General features: G+C 41.4%; 11 protein-coding genes and 1 pseudogene. 8 read left to right on the top strand and 4 right to left on the bottom strand.

Annotated elements, in window-relative coordinates:
* Positions 1-214: 214 nt before the first annotated feature.
* Positions 215-1,531, bottom strand: a complete 1,317-nt coding sequence (gene ahcY / locus G3O08_RS10735; protein WP_163285369.1) for an adenosylhomocysteinase — start codon at positions 1,529-1,531, stop codon at positions 215-217.
* A gap of 95 nt (positions 1,532-1,626) precedes the next feature.
* On the opposite strand from ahcY, the gene G3O08_RS10730 reads away from it, so the two are divergent.
* The 3 genes from G3O08_RS10730 to G3O08_RS10720 are packed head-to-tail and all read left to right on the top strand — an operon-like array spanning position 1,627 to position 3,633.
* Positions 1,627-2,235, top strand: coding sequence for a 4'-phosphopantetheinyl transferase superfamily protein (locus G3O08_RS10730; protein WP_163285368.1), 609 nt, complete (start codon positions 1,627-1,629; stop codon positions 2,233-2,235).
* Between the two features lie 26 nt (positions 2,236-2,261).
* Positions 2,262-2,996, top strand: a complete 735-nt coding sequence (locus G3O08_RS10725) for a geranylgeranylglyceryl/heptaprenylglyceryl phosphate synthase (protein WP_239541159.1) — start codon at positions 2,262-2,264, stop codon at positions 2,994-2,996.
* A 1-nt stretch (position 2,997) separates the two neighbouring features.
* A complete protein-coding gene (locus tag G3O08_RS10720; protein ID WP_163285367.1) occupies positions 2,998-3,633 on the top strand; it encodes a thiamine phosphate synthase in 636 nt (211 codons plus the stop codon).
* A 332-nt stretch (positions 3,634-3,965) separates the two neighbouring features.
* Here G3O08_RS10720 and G3O08_RS10715 read toward each other — a convergent pair whose 3' ends face one another.
* Together G3O08_RS10715 and G3O08_RS10710 are read right to left on the bottom strand one after the other, a co-directional pair.
* Positions 3,966-6,365: a choice-of-anchor L domain-containing protein gene (locus tag G3O08_RS10715; protein WP_163285366.1), complete on the bottom strand. Its 2,400-nt coding sequence runs from the start codon at positions 6,363-6,365 to the stop codon at positions 3,966-3,968.
* Positions 6,366-6,400: 35 nt separating this feature from the next.
* Positions 6,401-9,082: a choice-of-anchor L domain-containing protein gene (locus G3O08_RS10710; RefSeq protein ID WP_163285365.1), complete on the bottom strand. Its 2,682-nt coding sequence runs from the start codon at positions 9,080-9,082 to the stop codon at positions 6,401-6,403.
* 176 nt (positions 9,083-9,258) lie between these two features.
* On the opposite strand from G3O08_RS10710, the gene G3O08_RS10705 reads away from it, so the two are divergent.
* The 5 genes from G3O08_RS10705 to G3O08_RS10685 all read left to right on the top strand — a co-directional run bounded on the left by G3O08_RS10705 (position 9,259) and on the right by G3O08_RS10685 (position 16,373).
* Positions 9,259-10,629 (top strand): dipeptidase, encoded by a 1,371-nt coding sequence (locus tag G3O08_RS10705; RefSeq protein WP_163285364.1) that lies wholly within the window; start codon positions 9,259-9,261, stop codon positions 10,627-10,629.
* Positions 10,580-11,065, top strand: a complete 486-nt coding sequence (locus tag G3O08_RS10700) for an LEA type 2 family protein (RefSeq protein WP_163285363.1) — start codon at positions 10,580-10,582, stop codon at positions 11,063-11,065. Before G3O08_RS10705 ends, G3O08_RS10700 begins: the two co-directional genes overlap by 50 nt.
* Positions 11,066-11,146: 81 nt before the next feature.
* Positions 11,147-13,192, top strand: a complete 2,046-nt coding sequence (locus G3O08_RS10695; RefSeq protein WP_163285362.1) for a thioredoxin domain-containing protein — start codon at positions 11,147-11,149, stop codon at positions 13,190-13,192.
* Positions 13,179-14,069, top strand: a complete 891-nt coding sequence (locus G3O08_RS10690; RefSeq protein ID WP_163285361.1) for a hypothetical protein — start codon at positions 13,179-13,181, stop codon at positions 14,067-14,069. The genes G3O08_RS10695 and G3O08_RS10690 overlap by 14 nt, the downstream gene beginning before the upstream one ends.
* 51 nt (positions 14,070-14,120) lie before the next feature.
* Complete coding sequence (locus G3O08_RS10685) at positions 14,121-16,373, top strand: S46 family peptidase (RefSeq protein ID WP_204336850.1); 2,253 nt, start codon at positions 14,121-14,123, stop codon at positions 16,371-16,373.
* A gap of 429 nt (positions 16,374-16,802) precedes the next feature.
* Here G3O08_RS10685 and G3O08_RS21980 read toward each other — a convergent pair.
* Positions 16,803-16,914: pseudogene (locus G3O08_RS21980) on the bottom strand (IS982 family transposase); the annotation flags it as partial.

Raw genomic sequence — 16,914 nt, 5'->3', positions numbered from 1 at the left:
GAAGTTTAGTTAAAACAAGCCTGGCGGGACGCCAGATGAAGACACCCTCGCGGGACGCGAGCGTGGGCGAGCGCAGTCGCCAAGCCGTTTAACTTGGGGACTACTTATCCGGCATCTTGCCGGGTTTCTTCAGTATAAATCTCCATTTATATCACCACACAAAAAAGCCCCGACAAATTGCCGGGGCGTAAAAAAAAATATAATCTTAAAAGGCTTAGTAGCGGTATTGCTCTGGCTTGTACGGCCCTTCAACTTCCACTCCTATATAATCTGCCTGATCTTTGCGAAGCGTTTCAAGCGTTACACCAATCTTTTCCAGGTGCAAGCGTGCTACTTTTTCATCAAGATATTTTGGCAGTGTATATACTTTATTTTCGTAATTATCGTGATTTTTCCACAACTCAATTTGCGCCAATGTTTGATTCGTAAATGAGTTTGACATCACAAATGAAGGGTGTCCGGTGGCACATCCAAGATTTACCAAACGGCCTTCGGCAAGAAGAATAATGTCTTTGCCATTAATGGTGTACATATCAACCTGCGGCTTGATCTCAGATTTAGTGCTTCCATGATTTTTATTCAACCATGATACATCTATCTCATTATCAAAGTGACCGATATTACAAACGATCACTTTATCCTTCATTTTTTCGAAATGTTCTCCGCCAATAATATCCTTGTTACCAGTAGCAGTAACTACGATATCAACTTCTTGCACAGCATCGATCATTTTCTTTACTTCAAAACCGTCCATTGCAGCCTGAAGCGCACAAATTGGATCGATTTCGGTAACGATTACACGTGCACCTGCTCCGCGAAGAGATGCGGCAGATCCTTTACCTACATCACCGTAACCGGCAACTACAGCAACTTTTCCGGCCATCATTATATCAGTAGCACGGCGAATTGCATCAACCAATGATTCTTTACAGCCGTATTTATTGTCAAATTTAGACTTCGTTACAGAGTCGTTAACATTGATAGCAGGCATAACCAGCGTACCATTGCGCATGCGCTCATACAAGCGGTGCACACCTGTTGTAGTCTCTTCAGAAAGTCCGCGAATGCCTGCGGCAAGCTCTGGATATTCATCAAAAACCATATTGGTAAGGTCGCCACCATCATCCAAAATCATGTTTAGCGGCTCGCCGTTCGGAAAGAACAAGGTTTGCTCTATACACCAGTTAAATTCTTCTTCAGTCATTCCCTTCCACGCATAAACCGGAACGCCAGCGGCAGCAACCGCAGCGGCGGCATGGTCTTGGGTAGAGAAAATATTACAACTGCTCCAGGTTACATCGGCACCTAGATCTACAAGGGTTTCGATAAGAACAGCAGTTTGAATGGTCATGTGAAGACATCCTGCAATACGCGCTCCTTTAAGCGGTTTTTCCTTTCCGTACTCTTCACGCAGAGCCATAAGTCCCGGCATTTCAGCCTCGGCTAGTCTAATTTCTTTCCGACCCCAATCAGCGAGATTGATGTCTTTTACTTTATAAGGTGATTTCTTCGTTTCGGCAGAATTGCTCATGTATATAAATGCTTTTAAATTTTAAGGGGCAAAGATACAAAATCGTCTTGACTATATTTGACGAATCTAATCTGACTCGAAAAGGATTTAAAAATATGCCTCTACTATACTACCGATCATTGCAAAATGCGGAAATAGCTCTCTGGAAAGCCACGGAACACAGCGACTTTTTTAGAGATAATTTAAAGGAGCAGGACTTTCCGACAGATCAGGTAGAGCAGATTCACCATCCCGAAAAAATTCACCAATGGTACGCTTCTCGTTTTTTGCTTTGCCGGATTTATCCCGCTGCCATTCAGCTTTATTCGCAAAGAAAACCCTATCTGTTTAACGGTCCCGAAATAAGTTTTAGCCATTCGCAAGATGTTGTGGCCGTTCAGATTTCTCATTACAAATCTGGAATAGATGTGCAGTGGGCAGACCCGAAACTAAAAGTTATTTCCGCTAGGTTTCTGAATGATATGGATATGGAAACGGTAAAAACCTCTGATGAAATAATATCTCTTAGCATTATCTGGTCAATAAAAGAAGCTGTTTTTAAATACTACGGCACCGGTTTGACTTTTAAGCATATCGAGGTTAAACACTATGATCCCGTAAGCGATACTGCACTGGCTGTAGCCAATAGAAATGGTGAAAAGCAAACCCATAAACTCATTGTGGATTATATTGATGGAATGAGTCTGGCTTATGTGATAGAATAAAATTACATTTGGACTTTTGCGGAAAATTGAAAATCCTATCACATATATATCAGGCACGGGAAGCAGGGCGGATGCTCATCGCACAACTTATTGATCCCGATTACATACGCGATTTCGATCATTTGAGCGATATTGTAAATCGTGCAGCGAGTGCCGGAGTGGACCTATTCTTTTTTGGCGGAAGCCTAATAACGGCTAATCCCAAATTTGACATTGTAAAAGCCTTAAAAGATATATCTGATATACCGGTAATTCTTTTTCCTTCATCGCCTGCTCATATAGACGAAAGTGCCGATGCGATTCTGTTTTTATCCTTAATTAGTGGGCGCAATTCAGAATTCCTGATTGGAAATCATGTAGCTGCCGCCCCGATTTTGAAGAAATCTAGTTTAGAAATTTTACCCACCGGCTATATACTTGTGGGTTGCGGTGCAGCCACTACTGCTCAGTATATAAGTAATACAAGCCCCGTTCCATATAACAAGCCCGAGATTGCTGCCGCTACTGCTCTTGCCGGCGAAATGCTTGGATTAAAACTCATTTATTTAGATGGTGGCAGCGGAGCAGAAAAACCAGTTTCTCCCGAAATGGTCGCCAAGGTAAAAGCATGGGTCTCCACTCCCATTATTGTTGGTGGTGGAATTAAAACAACAAAAGATGCTGCGGCACTTCGCGATGCTGGTGCAGATATTCTGGTTATTGGAAACGGCGCTGAAAAAAGGCCGGAGTTTATTTCTGAATTAAGCGAAATAAGGGTGTAATATGGAAATTACTGTCATATCATCGGCTGACGATGAACTCACCGAAATAGAAGATGTGGTGCGTATGTTTGATTCCGGCTTAAAGCATTTTCATATCCGAAAACCACGGATGAATAAGCAACAGCTCGCCAATTATATCCAGCGATTTCCGAATAAATTTCGCAGTCAAATGATTTTGCATTCCTACCACGGCCTGGCTAAACAGTTTAATCTTGGCGGCATTCACCTAAGCCGTGAGCACCGCAGGCGAAATAAGTTTTATTCATTTCGCTTATGGCTAAAACGCAAAATGAATCCTGAATTGATTGTAACCAGAACTTTTCATAAACTTACAGATATTACAAGTGACCGGCGCCGCTATAGCTACGCCTTTTTAAGCCCCGTTTTTGACAGCGTAACCAGAAGCTCGCTGGCGGGAGGGTTTAGCAAACGCGCTTTACTCATTATTATTCCCCAGGCTAAACAGCCTATTTATGCGCTGGGTGGCATTACGGTTCAACGCCTTAAGGAAGTAAATGATTATGGTTTTCACGGTGCCGCTTTTCACGGAAGTATTTGGGAGAACGAAATTGCTGCTCACAAGACTTTTGTGGAGGCACAGGAGGAGGCGCGTGCGTTAGGAGTGAGTAGTGAATAGCGAGTTTTTGGTTTTTAGTTTTTGGTTTTTAGATAGATTCAATTACCTGTTGAGTATCAAGTACAGCGAATTCATATTAGCCTCCGCAATCTATTGCGAACTTACAGCCAAGAAAATACGGCGTCATTTCAATACTGAAATCGCCAAAGTCAAAGACCTGCCAGGTTTACGCCCTTCGGTTGTGAGATCGCTCCGCTAAGTTTAGAAACCTGGTCTGGATTCGATCAAATTTCATTAAAGAAGATAAAGTAAAAACCCCGTTTCTTTCCGAGAAACGAGGTTTATCATACTTATTTTTTAGATTTCGGAAACTTCCCAAATTGCAATCTCTACTAATTACTTCCACGAAGAACCTCAATCGTACCTGAAGTTACACATTCGCCACTTTCAACATTGATAATATAAAAGTAGGTGCCATCGCCAAAACCGTCCGCATCAAAGGCGTTGTCGGTTTTAATTTGTGGTTTTCCGGCCATATAATTATCTGTTTCGAAAATAAGCTTACCCCAACGGTCGTACACTTCCAGGCGAGCATCTTCAAACTCTTCTACGCCTTCTATGGCAAAGAAGTCGTTTCTATTGTCACCATTCGGTGTAATAATGTTCATTATTTTATCGAGCTTAATTACGCGCAAAGAATCTTCGTAAACCGCAAGTCCACCTGAGAATAGATCTCCGGAATCTCCCTCTACATAATTATAGCTATACCCTTCGCGCGCACAAAAATCTGTAACGGTGAGCGTATAATTATTCATCCCTCCGGCAGGAACAACATGGATGAAAGATGCATTTAGATCGGCACCCACACCAAATTCACCATTTGTCTTTTCCCACGCATAAAAGTAATCTCCGGCTCCAAATTCAGGCTGTGATGTAATGACTACAGGCTCTTCCGGACAATTGTCTGTAAGAGGCGTAAAATTGGCAGTAAGCGGCTCAAAGAATGGATAGTTAATTTGGATGGTATCAGTAACAATCGTTCCACAGGTGTCTATAACCATCAGGTAAACCGGCAGCACTTCTGTATATCCAATCGGATCGGGATTAAAAACGATGGTACTATTGATATTTTGCACTGTAATGTTCTCATTTGGAAAGTATCCATTGTCATTACCATCTGTCCAAACAATGGTATATTCTCCATTTCCATCTTGAATACTGGTATGCAGACCTACGGGTTCATTGGTACACTCCGGTTGAGTAAACCCATCTATTGTAGCTTGGAGCGGCGGCGGAATGTTATTGGTAACCAACACGCTATCATATATAACTTCAAAGGCGCATTGATCTGAAATACCCACCAAATAATAAACAGAGTCTGGTGGAACATCCACCATGACTTCCGTAAGGTCTTCTCCTGCGAGATTGTCAATCCAATCGTAATAATAAGGCTCAATTCCATCAAGTCCCTGAGCAGCAATTTGTACCTGATCTGCAGGGCATGTTACCACCACGTCTTCTGTTTCAGAAGAAATAGAATACGGATCGATAAAAGGGATTGAAGCAGTAACTGTGTCAAGTTCGCCAAATAAATTTACCCAGATTACGTAAATCTCCAACACTTCATTTTCATCTGGAACACCATCCCAAAGAATATCGAATTGGATCGTTATTGCGTTGATATTTGGCGGAAAAAAGGTGATAGAATCTTCTTGGTTTAGGAATTCGTAATCTTCACCCTGAATCGCTGTTCCTCCATATACTATAAAAGCCGTATCAGCCGGAAGACAACTAGGTTTTGTAATTGAAATATCAATCGTGCTACAACCTGGGATGAGCACATTCTCAAATCCCGGAGTAGTAACAGGAGCTCCATCAATAGTTGGAGATAGATTTACTTCTATATCACCTTCAAGTTCAAAAGAACCAGCCTCTAGGAAAACACCTGAATTAAAGCCTTGATCAGACACGTCGCCAATGGCCATTTTTATGTGATATGTTTCACACGGAATCACGTTAGCGGCAGCAGTTAATGTTTGGGTCATTCCAGGGAAAGATACATCTCCAAATGGCGTACCAGAGTTACTAACGAAATACTGACTGTCTTCAACCCAATTCGGATTGGCAGCTGCGCAATTTGACTCATTCCCGGGACTAGAAGAAACTCCCGAATTTAATGTATTTATCGCAACAGGAGTATCAGAACCGGGTATTAAGGCAAGGTTAATGGCTCCATTCTCAAATGGTCCACTAATATCTGGACCACTAAGAAAGAAACCAAAAGCATCATTATAATTACTGCATGTGAAGCTAGGATATTCGTCAGAAGCAAAGACATATTTAAAGGTAATTGAGTCTCCAACTACAACGAAATCGAATTCAAGTATAGCGGCATCATTAACGTTAAAACTGGTTCCCGAAGGATTGGCTATTGTTACAAGATCGCTATCATCATTCCCATATCCATTACCAGAATTATCGGTATCTACAGGATTCGCAACCAATCCTTCACCAGTAATTTGAGCCGCCGCATCGGCAGTAACCATGGCCAAGCCACTCTCAAAATCAATTACATTGCTGCTACCATTTCCTTCATAAAGTCCTATCTGTATAAATGCAGAATCCGCTGGTAGCCCGTTAAATGTAATATTTGAAACAAAGATTCCCTCACCCAAGAAATACTCTTCAACGAGTTGTTGAACGGTCAAGGTATTATCAACAGTTACCTGAGAATGGGCGTTATAACCAAACAATACAATAATAAAACTAATTAAGAGTAATCGTAATTTCATAATAAATAAGATTAAGAGTCGGTAAATATACGCTTTTAGCGGATTACAGTAATATTTCCTGTTACTTCTATTGCATCTTCCTCTTTTTCACCTTTATAGCGAATAAAATAAGAGTAAATTGCCGCACCTGAATGGTAACCATCGTCATTATTTGCACCATTCCATTTCTCATCTATGTCGTTGGCATGGAATACAAGATGCCCCCAACGGTCGTAAATGCGCATTGAAAATTCTTTGATATTAGAGCCTTCCACACCAAAAAGATCATTGATTCCATCGCCATTTGGTGTAAATGATGTTGGAATAAAAATTTCTAGTGGAGGTATAGTTCTAAAAAATACAGAGTCTCTGCACCCTATGTCGTCCGTAGTGGTAAGCATAACCCTGTAAGGTAGAGATTCCTCATAGAAATGAATGGGGTTGCGCTCGGTACTGGTTTCTTCATCTCCAAAATTCCAAAAGAAAGTTGGGTTAATGGCTCTGGAATAGTTGGTAAATTCAAGACCGTAATAGTCCTTATATATATAATCGAAATCGGCTTTTACCTCTCGTACCCTTACATTTATCCTTTTCTCGGCACGCATTCCGCAGGTATCGGTTACCACTACTGTGTAGTTTTGATCGCCTTTTGGCTTGACCAAATAAGAGGTTGAGTCTGAATCTCCCCAATCTATATGGTATCCTCCCGATCCATTAAGCACATCTACTTGAAGCAGTGCAGTAGTTTTGGGACAGATAGAGGTATCTGCAGAAGCAGTAATTTCTACTTCCGGAAAATTAAATGGAATAAAGGTACTATCGGAACCAAAATTTTCACATTCATCAATTGCCTTTATTACCACATTTTGACCCATAGACGGACTATACATAAAGTAGGTAGAAAGTGTGGTGTCTTGAGAAATACCATCTACTATCCAAACATATTTTTTCTGTCCTATTCCACCTTCGGCAATAGCCGGTAATAATATATCTTCTAAACATGAATTTGCTTCGAAAGCATCGGGAAGGAAAGCGGTGATTTCAACCTGTGGAATGGTTACGCGTATATCATCACTTCCTGTGGCATCGCAATCATCGGTGGCAACAAGCACAATATCAGTTGTTTCTTCTACCAGAAAGTTAAGCGCAGGATTTTCGCTAATCAAAGCACCATTGCCTGTCCAGTAATAGTCATAATTTCCAAAACCGCCTGATACTTGGGGGATAAGATTTACAGTAACATCGCATTGGGCGACTTCAAAATCTTCGGGCAAGACAACTTGAACAGGTGGATAAACAGGCACTTCCACATCGAAAGTGGTTTGCACCGCGTTTACACCACAGGTATCTGATACGACCAGAAAAAAGGTCGTAGTTTGCCCCGGAGAAACTGTTACGGAATCGGTATTCATGCCATTGCTCCATGAATAATTGTATTCGCCATACCCACCCGAAACGGTTGGGAAAAGTTGAATATCGTCGTGGCAATCTATCAGAGTTCCGTCAAATCCGGATACTTGAAGCGGTTCGGCTTCATTAACATAAAATTGAAATTCGGAAGTAACTACTGCTCCGGAACAATCTGATGCGATATTGGTAATTTGGATATGCGCAAATTCTTCGCCTTCAAAGTTGGCGTCGTTTGGGGCAAAGAGCTCAAAAGTAACTGTATCAACCCCAGCAGGAAAGATTACACTATCTGGCAGCATCGGTATGTAGTCAACGCCATTAATTGCTGAACCGGAAATATCGAGATAGGCAATTTCCAGAAGACCTGCACCTTCGCCGGGACGGATAAATTGAAGATTTGCGCTACCACAACCTTCGTAGAGTGTAGAGTCGTTAACACCTACAGGAATGTCTAGATTAACTTGCACGGAGCTATTTGATGTAAATGAACCCGCTTCGAGGAAAACGCCTGAATCGAGTGCACCATCAGATGCATCTGCAATGGCAAGTTTTATGTGGTAAGTTTCACCACACAGCACATTGGCGAAAGCCGAAAGAGCAACCGTCATACCCGGAAACTGAATATCACCTTCCGGCTCATCCCCATTCTCAACGAAGTATTGGCTATCTTCAACAAAATTCGGATTGGCATTAAGACAGGGTTGTGCATTTCCACCGCTGGGTGTTCCTGAGTTCACAGTATTGATTGCAACCGGAATATTGGTTCCCGGAATAAGAGCAAGATTTATCGCATTGTTTTCAAACGGGCCATTAATTCCGGGACCACTGATAAAGAAACCAAAAGCATCATTAAAACTTGAACATGTAAAAGAGGGATATTCTTGGGATGCGAACACGTATCGAAACACCAGCGAATCGCCATTAGGAACAAAATCAAACTCCAAAATGGCGGCGTTATTAATGTTTTGACCGCAAATATCTTCTAAGTCATTATCGCTTTGAATATTGGGGTCCGGAAAAGGGGGGTTAAAGGGTGGAAAAAACGTCGGATCCTGAACATCAAAAGCATGACCCGATTTAAGTAGAATTCCTTCTGGAAATTCCACGAAATTACTTGGCCCGATATAATGAGCCGCTTGCGCATTTAGTGTATTGGCCGGCTGTCCATTAAATGTAATATTAGACACACTAACACCATTTCCTAATAGAACATCTTGAACCAATTGCTCAGGAGTTAAGGTGGTATCTATCTGTATTTGAGCAGTTAAACTCGTCGAAACAGCTATGAAAGCAAATATAAATGAAGTAGATAGAAGTCTTTTCAGCATGATAGATTTTAATGTAATCAAAAAACTAATTTGATACTACTCTACCTGACGGCGCACCATCCGCAAAGTTGCCCTAAAGTTAAAGTTATAAAATTAGTAAAAATGTACCGTAGTTCCTAAAAACAAAAAGGGTTTTGAATTTCTTATATTTGGCGACCTTATAGAAATCCAATAATATGACAGATACTACAAAATACCTGGAATCAAATAAAGACAGATTCCTTCAGGAACTTATTGATTTACTCAAAATACCTTCGGTAAGTACCGATGCATCTTTTAAAGGTGACATATTAAAAGCCGCCGATTTTCTGAAAAAGAAACTCGAAGAAGCGGGAGCCGACAAGGTAGAAGTTTGTGAAACAGGTGGGTACCCAATTGTTTATGGTGAAAAAATTATCGACGAAAATCTTCCTACGGTTTTGGTTTACGGACATTATGATGTGCAACCGGCCGACCCACTTGAGCTGTGGGACTCACCGCCATTTGAGCCAGTGGTAAAAGACGGTACAGTGATTGCGCGCGGATCTGCCGACGATAAGGGGCAAGTGTACATGCACGTGAAGGCATTTGAGGCCATGATGCAAACCGATTCGCTCGCCTGCAATATCAAGTTTATGATAGAGGGCGAAGAAGAAGTGGGTTCTGATAGTCTGGGGCCATTTTTGGAAGCCAATAAGGAGAAGCTCAAGGCCGATGTTGTTCTTGTATCTGATACTGCCATGCTCTCTAACGATACTCCAAGCCTCACTATGGGCTTGCGAGGGCTTAGCTATATGGAAGTAGAAGTTACGGGCCCAAACCGAGATCTGCACAGCGGAATATATGGAGGTGCCGTTGCAAATCCAATAAATGTGCTTTGCAAGATGATTGCCTCTCTAACTGATGACAACAACCGCATTACCATTCCCGGATTTTATGACAATGTAAATGATTTAACTCCAGAGGAGCGCATTGGTCTTAACTCTGCCCCATTTGATGAGAAGGAATACACCGAAGACCTCGGAATTAATGAAGTGCATGGAGAAAAAGGATTTACCACCTTAGAGCGCGGAAGCATTCGACCTACGCTTGATGTAAACGGTATTTGGGGTGGATATACCCAGCCGGGTGCCAAAACGGTATTGCCATCTAAGGCTTACGCCAAAATTTCTATGCGATTGGTTCCAAATCAGACTTCCAAAGAAATAACAGATAAGTTTACACGTCATTTCAATAATATTGCACCAGACTACGTGAAGGTGAAAGTCATTCCGCATCACGGTGGTGAACCTGCTGTAACGCCAATAGATTCTGTAGCGTACCGCGCTGCTGAAATGGCTATGGAAGAAGCCTTTGGCAAGAAACCGATTCCGATGCGTGGAGGTGGTTCAATTCCTATCGTATCACTTTTCGAGAAAACACTGGGTCTAAAAACAATCCTGATGGGATTTGGGTTGGATTCAAATAAAATCCACTCACCCAATGAAAATTACGGACTCTTTAACTACTACAAAGGCATTGAAACAATTCCGCTATTCTACAAGCACTTTGCTGAACTTTCGAAGTAAATTTTTATTCCTGGTCGCTGTAATCCTGCTCACGGCATGTGATTACAGCGATGTGGAATTGCGCGACATTCGAGAGATAAAAATTGAAAAACTCGATAAAAACGGAATTGAAATTCGCGGAAGCGCAAAAGTTTACAATCCGAATAATTACAAAATAAAAGTGCAGAGCACTGATGCTGATCTTTTTCTGGACGGCAGGCAAGCAGGTGAAGCCAAATTGCTCGACAAAGTGGTGATACCCGCTAATTTTGATGATTTTATCGATTTTAGAATACGCACCGATTTTACTGCCGGAAGTGTTCAGCTTATTCCAATTATTATAGGAGCATCGGTAAAGCGCAGCGTTAACATAGAAATTAAAGGAACAGCGAAAGCCAAAACGTTTATTATCGGAAAGAAATTTGATTTCGATTACGAGCACAAAGCAACTTTTTGATGCGTCAATGTTTGTTTTTTAACCGCGAAGCGGTCATAGTGAGCATCTAAGTGCATAAACTCTTCCTAATCAACTTCTCCAATGCCAAACGATCCGAAACACACAAATGCACTTAGTAAGGAAAGTAGCCCCTACTTGCTGCAACATGCGCACAATCCCGTAAACTGGCTTCCCTGGGGCAATGAAGCGAGGCAGAAGGCTGCCGCCGAAAATAAGCTTATGCTAGTAAGCATTGGCTACAGTGCTTGCCATTGGTGCCATGTAATGGAGCGAGAAAGCTTTGAAAACGAAGAAGTTGCACAGCTAATGAACGATAATTTCGTATGCGTAAAAGTCGATCGCGAGGAACGACCCGATGTAGATCAAGTGTATATGGACGCCGTGCAAGCCATGCGAAAACAGGGCGGCTGGCCGCTCAATTGCTTTACAACACCCGATGGGAAACCGGTTTATGGAGGCACCTATTTTCCAAAAGTCAACTGGATTGATATTTTAAATCAGCTATCAGATCTTTGGCAAAAAACACCTAAAGATGTGCAGGAATATGGTGATAAATTAGCCGAAGGCATGCAGGTTTCGGGTTCAATTGCGGTACACGACAGCAGAAAAGTCTGGGAAGAGAAAAGCCTTAGCGATGCAATAAAAAACTGGGAGTCGCGGATGGACAACACATATGGCGGCCCTGATAAAGCTCCCAAATTTCCCCTTCCGGTAAATTATATTTTCCTGCTTCGGTACGGAATAATCAAAAACGACAAGTCGCTTTTAAACCATGTAGAGCTAACCCTCGATAAAATGGCACAAGGCGGAATTTACGATCAGGTGGGTGGCGGTTTTACCAGATATTCAACCGATAAATTCTGGAAAGTGCCCCATTTTGAAAAAATGCTGTACGACAATGCGCAGTTGCTAACCCTGTATGCAGAGGCATATAATCATTATAAAAAATCAGACTATCTGCACATTTCAGAAGGGATTACTGGCTGGCTGCGGCGCGAAATGGCAGAAGCAAATGGAAGTTATTACAGTGCGCTCGATGCCGATAGCGAAGGTGTGGAAGGCAAATTTTACACTTTTGAAACTGCAGAATTAAAAGCTGAAGGATTGCTTGACGCATTTTCAAAATTTTATTTTACTGATAGTCATGCGCTTTGGGAAGGAAAGCTTATTCCGGTGCGCAAAGGATCTTTCAAGGAAATAGCCTCCGCCATAAATATTTCTGAAAAGGAAACCATAGCCAATTTCGATACGCTAAATGAACAATTATTAGCCATTCGCGGAAAGCGTACCCGACCACTTACTGACGACAAGACCCTTTGTTCGTGGAACGCCATGCTAGCAAGCGGGCTACTAAAAACCTATGCCGCCACAGGCGATGAAACGGCACTTACCGATGCTAAAGGCATTCTAAAATTTATTGATAATGAGTTTTTTGATGCAACCACCGGAAAACTTACGCACTCATGGAAAACCGGTAAAGCAAGTGAATTTGGATTTTTGGAAGACTATGCTTTTCTGATTTCGGCGTGGATAGACCTCTATCAAACCACCTTTGATGAAGAAGCTCTTAATCGCGCTAAAGAATTTACAGCTATTGCCATAGACCAATTTTACGACAGAGAAAAAGGAATTTTCTTTTTTACATCTTCAGATCAGTCAGATTTAATAAACCGTCCGGTAGAGCTTAGCGATAATGTTATTCCATCGTCAAACTCTGTAATGGCAAGGAGTTTACACATACTTGGTGCTTATTTAAGTTTGCCATATTATACTGAAATCGCAAATAGACTTCTCTCTGCAGTAGAAAAAAGTATGATAGAATATCCCGAAGGTTATGGCAATTGGGCAAATCTGTATTTGCAGAATGTAATGGGCTCTCCGGAGCTTGTAATTATTGGCGAAAACGCTCATGAATATCACCAAGAAATGAAAAAGGGCGATTTATCATATTTTATATTGGCTGTAAGCGATAAAAACAGTAGGTTGCCTATCTTCGCCGATCGTTATGAAGCAGAAAAAACATTGATCTATATCTGTCAAAATCACGCTTGTTTGAAACCGGTAGAGACCATAGAAGCTGCAAAAATTGAAATAATAAGACTTAGAAAAAAGTTTGAAAGCCAATAGACTCCTTTTGCTTTTCTTAGCACTAATCGCATTAAGCCCATCGGGTTTTGGCCAGCTTGTGCAACCACCTGTAGGAATGGAATTCGGTCTCCACACCAAGTTTAATAGCACTTTTATCCGCACCAATAAGATTTCAGAAATACGCTGTAGTGTGGATGTAAAGAAAGACGGTGACCGCATTCGCGACAGCTACCGGATAGATGTGTATCATTTTTATGAGAATGGCGATTTGAAAATGATTTCGCACATCAATCAAAAACTCCGCGATACGAGCATTACTTTTTTTGAATACACCAATGGCCGACTGGAATGTGAGGTGAGAAATGACGCAGCAGGTATGTATAGCTATTGCTACGAATACGATAATAGTGGGCGACCCATTGTATTGAGATACGGCCGTGCCGAACGATACAGTTCACTTACTGCCTCGCTTGACAGGTCGCTGGGAACCGAAATAACCGCCGAGATTTACGATTATAAAACCTACGAAAACCAGCTTCACTCCACCTTGCACAACTCTGTTGGAAGGCCTTATTTGAAGGAAATTCGTTATTACGACGAAAATAAATACTTGGTAAAATACCTCAAAACGTATATCATGAGCAGTGGAAGATTGGAAGAAACTTACGCCTACAATGATCGAGGCTGGCTTTCTGAAAAAACCATAAGCGATGGTTCAAATCCCTATACCTTGCAATACAGCTACGACGATGTGGGCAACCTGCTTGAAGAGCGAAAGCTAGTAGATGATGCAGTGATGTATCGCACCGAATTTGTGTACCTCGGTAAAAACATGCACTTAAAAGCTGAATTAAAACGCGAAGAAGAAAATCAACTAATTGTAATCACCACATACGAATATAAATATCGAAATTAATTATTGCACTCTCAAAAACTTAACTTTACACCTTTTTAGAAATTAAGAATTATGATGAAAAAGTCGTTCCTCCTCGCCCTTTTGCTGGCGATTGTTTCCATTGCCCCGGTTAAGGCCGACGAGGGTATGTGGTTGCCCATGCTTATTAAGCGTTTAAATCAGCGCGATCTTCAAAAAATGGGATTGCAGCTTACGCCTGAAGAAATTTACAGCGTAAACAACTCCAGCCTAAAAGATGCAATAGTATCGATGGGTGGATTTTGTACCGGCGAAATAGTTTCTCCAAACGGATTGATGCTTACAAATCACCACTGTGGTTTTGATGCCATTCGTGAAAACAGTACGGTAGAAGATGATATTCTAACCAATGGTTTCTGGGCTAAATCTTACGAAGAAGAGAAGCCCAACGAAGGCCTATTCGTATCGTTTCTGGTACGCATGGAAGATGTAACCGATCAGATTTTACCTCAACTTGAAGGAATAGAATCAGAATCTGAACGCAATGCAAAAATCGCCGAATTAAGTGACGCCATTTCAGATCAAGCAGAAGAAGGCACACATTACGATGCGAACGTAAAGAGCTTTTATGTAGGCAAAGAGTTTTACCTTTTTGTTTACGAAAGATTTACCGATGTAAGATTGGTAGGTACCCCACCTTCGTCAATCGGTAAATATGGTGGCGATACCGACAACTGGATGTGGCCACGCCAAACAGGCGATTTCTCGGTATTTAGAGTGTATTCCGGTCCTGACGGAAAACCGGCAGAATACAGTAAAGACAATATTCCAATGAAGCCCAAGCACTTCTTGCCTGTATCTATTGCCGGTTTAGAAGATGGTGATTTTACAATGACTTTTGGATATCCCGGAAGTACAGACCGCTACCTTACAAGCTACGGTGTGGATCAGGCTATTGCCAAAAAGAACCCTACAATTGTTGAAATTCGAGATGCCAAGCTTGCTGCACTTAGAGGAGATATGAAGGCCAGCGATGCAGTGCGCCTGCAATACGCTGCTAAATACGCTCAAATTGCTAACTACTGGAAGTACTTTATTGGACAAACAGAGCAGCTGAATCAGAATGACGTAATCGGTACAAAAAAGCGACTCGAAGCACAGTTTCAAGAATGGGCCGATGCCGATGAGACACGTAAAGCGAAGTACGGAAATGCACTTAGCATGATTGAAGAAGGTTATAAAGAGACCGACAATAATGTAATAAGCGGAACTTACGTAATTGAAGGCGGACTTGTGGGCGCCGATATAATTTTGTTTACCTATAGAATGGCTCGTCAAATAGAAGCCTATATGGCGATGGAAGCCGGTATTGATAAAGAAGAGACAAAAGACAATCTTAAAATTGCTACTGCCGAATTTTTTGAAGAAACAAACATTCCTACTGATAAGAAGCTATTTGCGGTAACGCAGGATCTCTATGCTAAAAATGTGCCTATAGATCAGCAACCACAATACATGCGCGATCTTGGTGACAAGTACAATGGAAAGTGGGATAAATTCGCTGACAAAGTATATTCAAAAAGTTTCTTTACTGATAAAAATACACTGACTGCTTTTATCGAAAATCCAAATGAGAAGAAATTTGAAAAGGATATGATGAAAGAAGTTGCTGACGATCTATTTGAAATTTACCGCGGACAGGCACAGCAAAACGCTGAAGGTAGAGAGTTGATTACAAAAGGAAACCGCCTTTTTCAGGAAGGTTTGAGAGAGATGGAACCCAATAAAGACTTCTATCCTGATGCTAATTCAACAATGCGTGCATCATTTGGAAATATAGCGAATTACAAACCAAGAGACGGAGTAACTTATGACTTTTACACTACGCTTGAAGGGGTGATGGATAAGGAAGATCCAAACAACGATGAGTTTATTGTACCGGCCAAATTAAAAGAGCTTTACGAAGCTAAAAATTACGGACAATATGCCGCCAAAGATGGAAAGCTGCACGTAAACTTCATTAGCACAAACGACATTACCGGTGGCAACTCGGGTAGCCCGGTTATAAACGGAAATGGTGAGCTTATCGGTATTGCCTTTGACGGAAATTGGGAGGCCATGAGCGGTGACATTAATTTTGAAAAATCTATTCAGCGCACCATTTCGGTTGATATTCGCTATGTGCTTTTCATTATCGACAAGATGGGCGGTGCTCAAAACCTAATTGACGAGATGACGCTTGTAAAAACCAGATCGGTAAAAGATATGAATGCAAAGGCACCCCTGCCGGAAGCTCCACGAGAGCGGATGAATGAGAAGAAAGAACCGGAACCGGCGATGAATTAATCGGAGTTGATTCTCTAGAGTATAACCTTATTATGAAGCCGTTGCATTAGTTTGCAGCGGCTTTTTTTTTGAAAATGGGGATTAATGCCTTCATGGCTTTTTAAAAAATGAACCATTAAGGAGTTAAGAGGATTAAGGGTTTTTGGAAGGAGGAGATTGGTTTTCCTATTATAGTTCGCTGAATATAAATTTCGTAGAGCGAAAAAGAGTTCATTGTTGACTCGAAAATAATATAATTGAAGTTTGGATTTGTTATCTATCTGTGGGAATTTAGATTCGTCAAATACTTGTTATTCAATGCCTTCCCGTACCCTATCCCTAAACTAATCTCTATACACATTTCGACGCCGCTCAATGCAACGCATCTTGGATGAATATTATTCAATCGAAATTTACTGTTTACAAATAACTAACAACCTGAGTTCGATTCTAAAATAGTTGTGGCAGCGTGTTAAAATCGGCTTCATATTTTATAGCTGGTTTCTTTTGAAAAAACGAGTATGCTATTAAGCCAGAGAGTAGATTTGAAATAAAATTACCA

Origin of the sequence: Cryomorpha ignava, from assembly GCF_010686655.1 — a bacterium.
In the GTDB taxonomy this organism is placed as follows: Bacteria; Bacteroidota; Bacteroidia; order Flavobacteriales_D; family Cryomorphaceae; genus Cryomorpha; species Cryomorpha ignava.
Note: the sequence above shows the minus strand (reverse complement) of the source record. Positions and strands in the feature narration are given on the sequence as shown.

What these genes read in the sequence shown, in the direction of transcription:
- G3O08_RS10685 (WP_204336850.1), top strand. Translation starts at nt 14,121, where the DNA reads ATGATGAAAAAGTCGTTCCTCCTCGCCCTTTTGCTGGCGATTGTTTCC.
- G3O08_RS10720 (WP_163285367.1), top strand. Translation starts at nt 2,998, where the DNA reads ATGGAAATTACTGTCATATCATCGGCTGACGATGAACTCACCGAAATA.
- G3O08_RS10730 (WP_163285368.1), top strand. Translation starts at nt 1,627, where the DNA reads ATGCCTCTACTATACTACCGATCATTGCAAAATGCGGAAATAGCTCTC.
- G3O08_RS10710 (WP_163285365.1), bottom strand. Translation starts at nt 9,082, where the DNA reads ATGCTGAAAAGACTTCTATCTACTTCATTTATATTTGCTTTCATAGCT.
- G3O08_RS10715 (WP_163285366.1), bottom strand. Translation starts at nt 6,365, where the DNA reads ATGAAATTACGATTACTCTTAATTAGTTTTATTATTGTATTGTTTGGT.
- G3O08_RS10695 (WP_163285362.1), top strand. Translation starts at nt 11,147, where the DNA reads ATGCCAAACGATCCGAAACACACAAATGCACTTAGTAAGGAAAGTAGC.
- ahcY (WP_163285369.1), bottom strand. Translation starts at nt 1,531, where the DNA reads ATGAGCAATTCTGCCGAAACGAAGAAATCACCTTATAAAGTAAAAGAC.
- G3O08_RS10705 (WP_163285364.1), top strand. Translation starts at nt 9,259, where the DNA reads ATGACAGATACTACAAAATACCTGGAATCAAATAAAGACAGATTCCTT.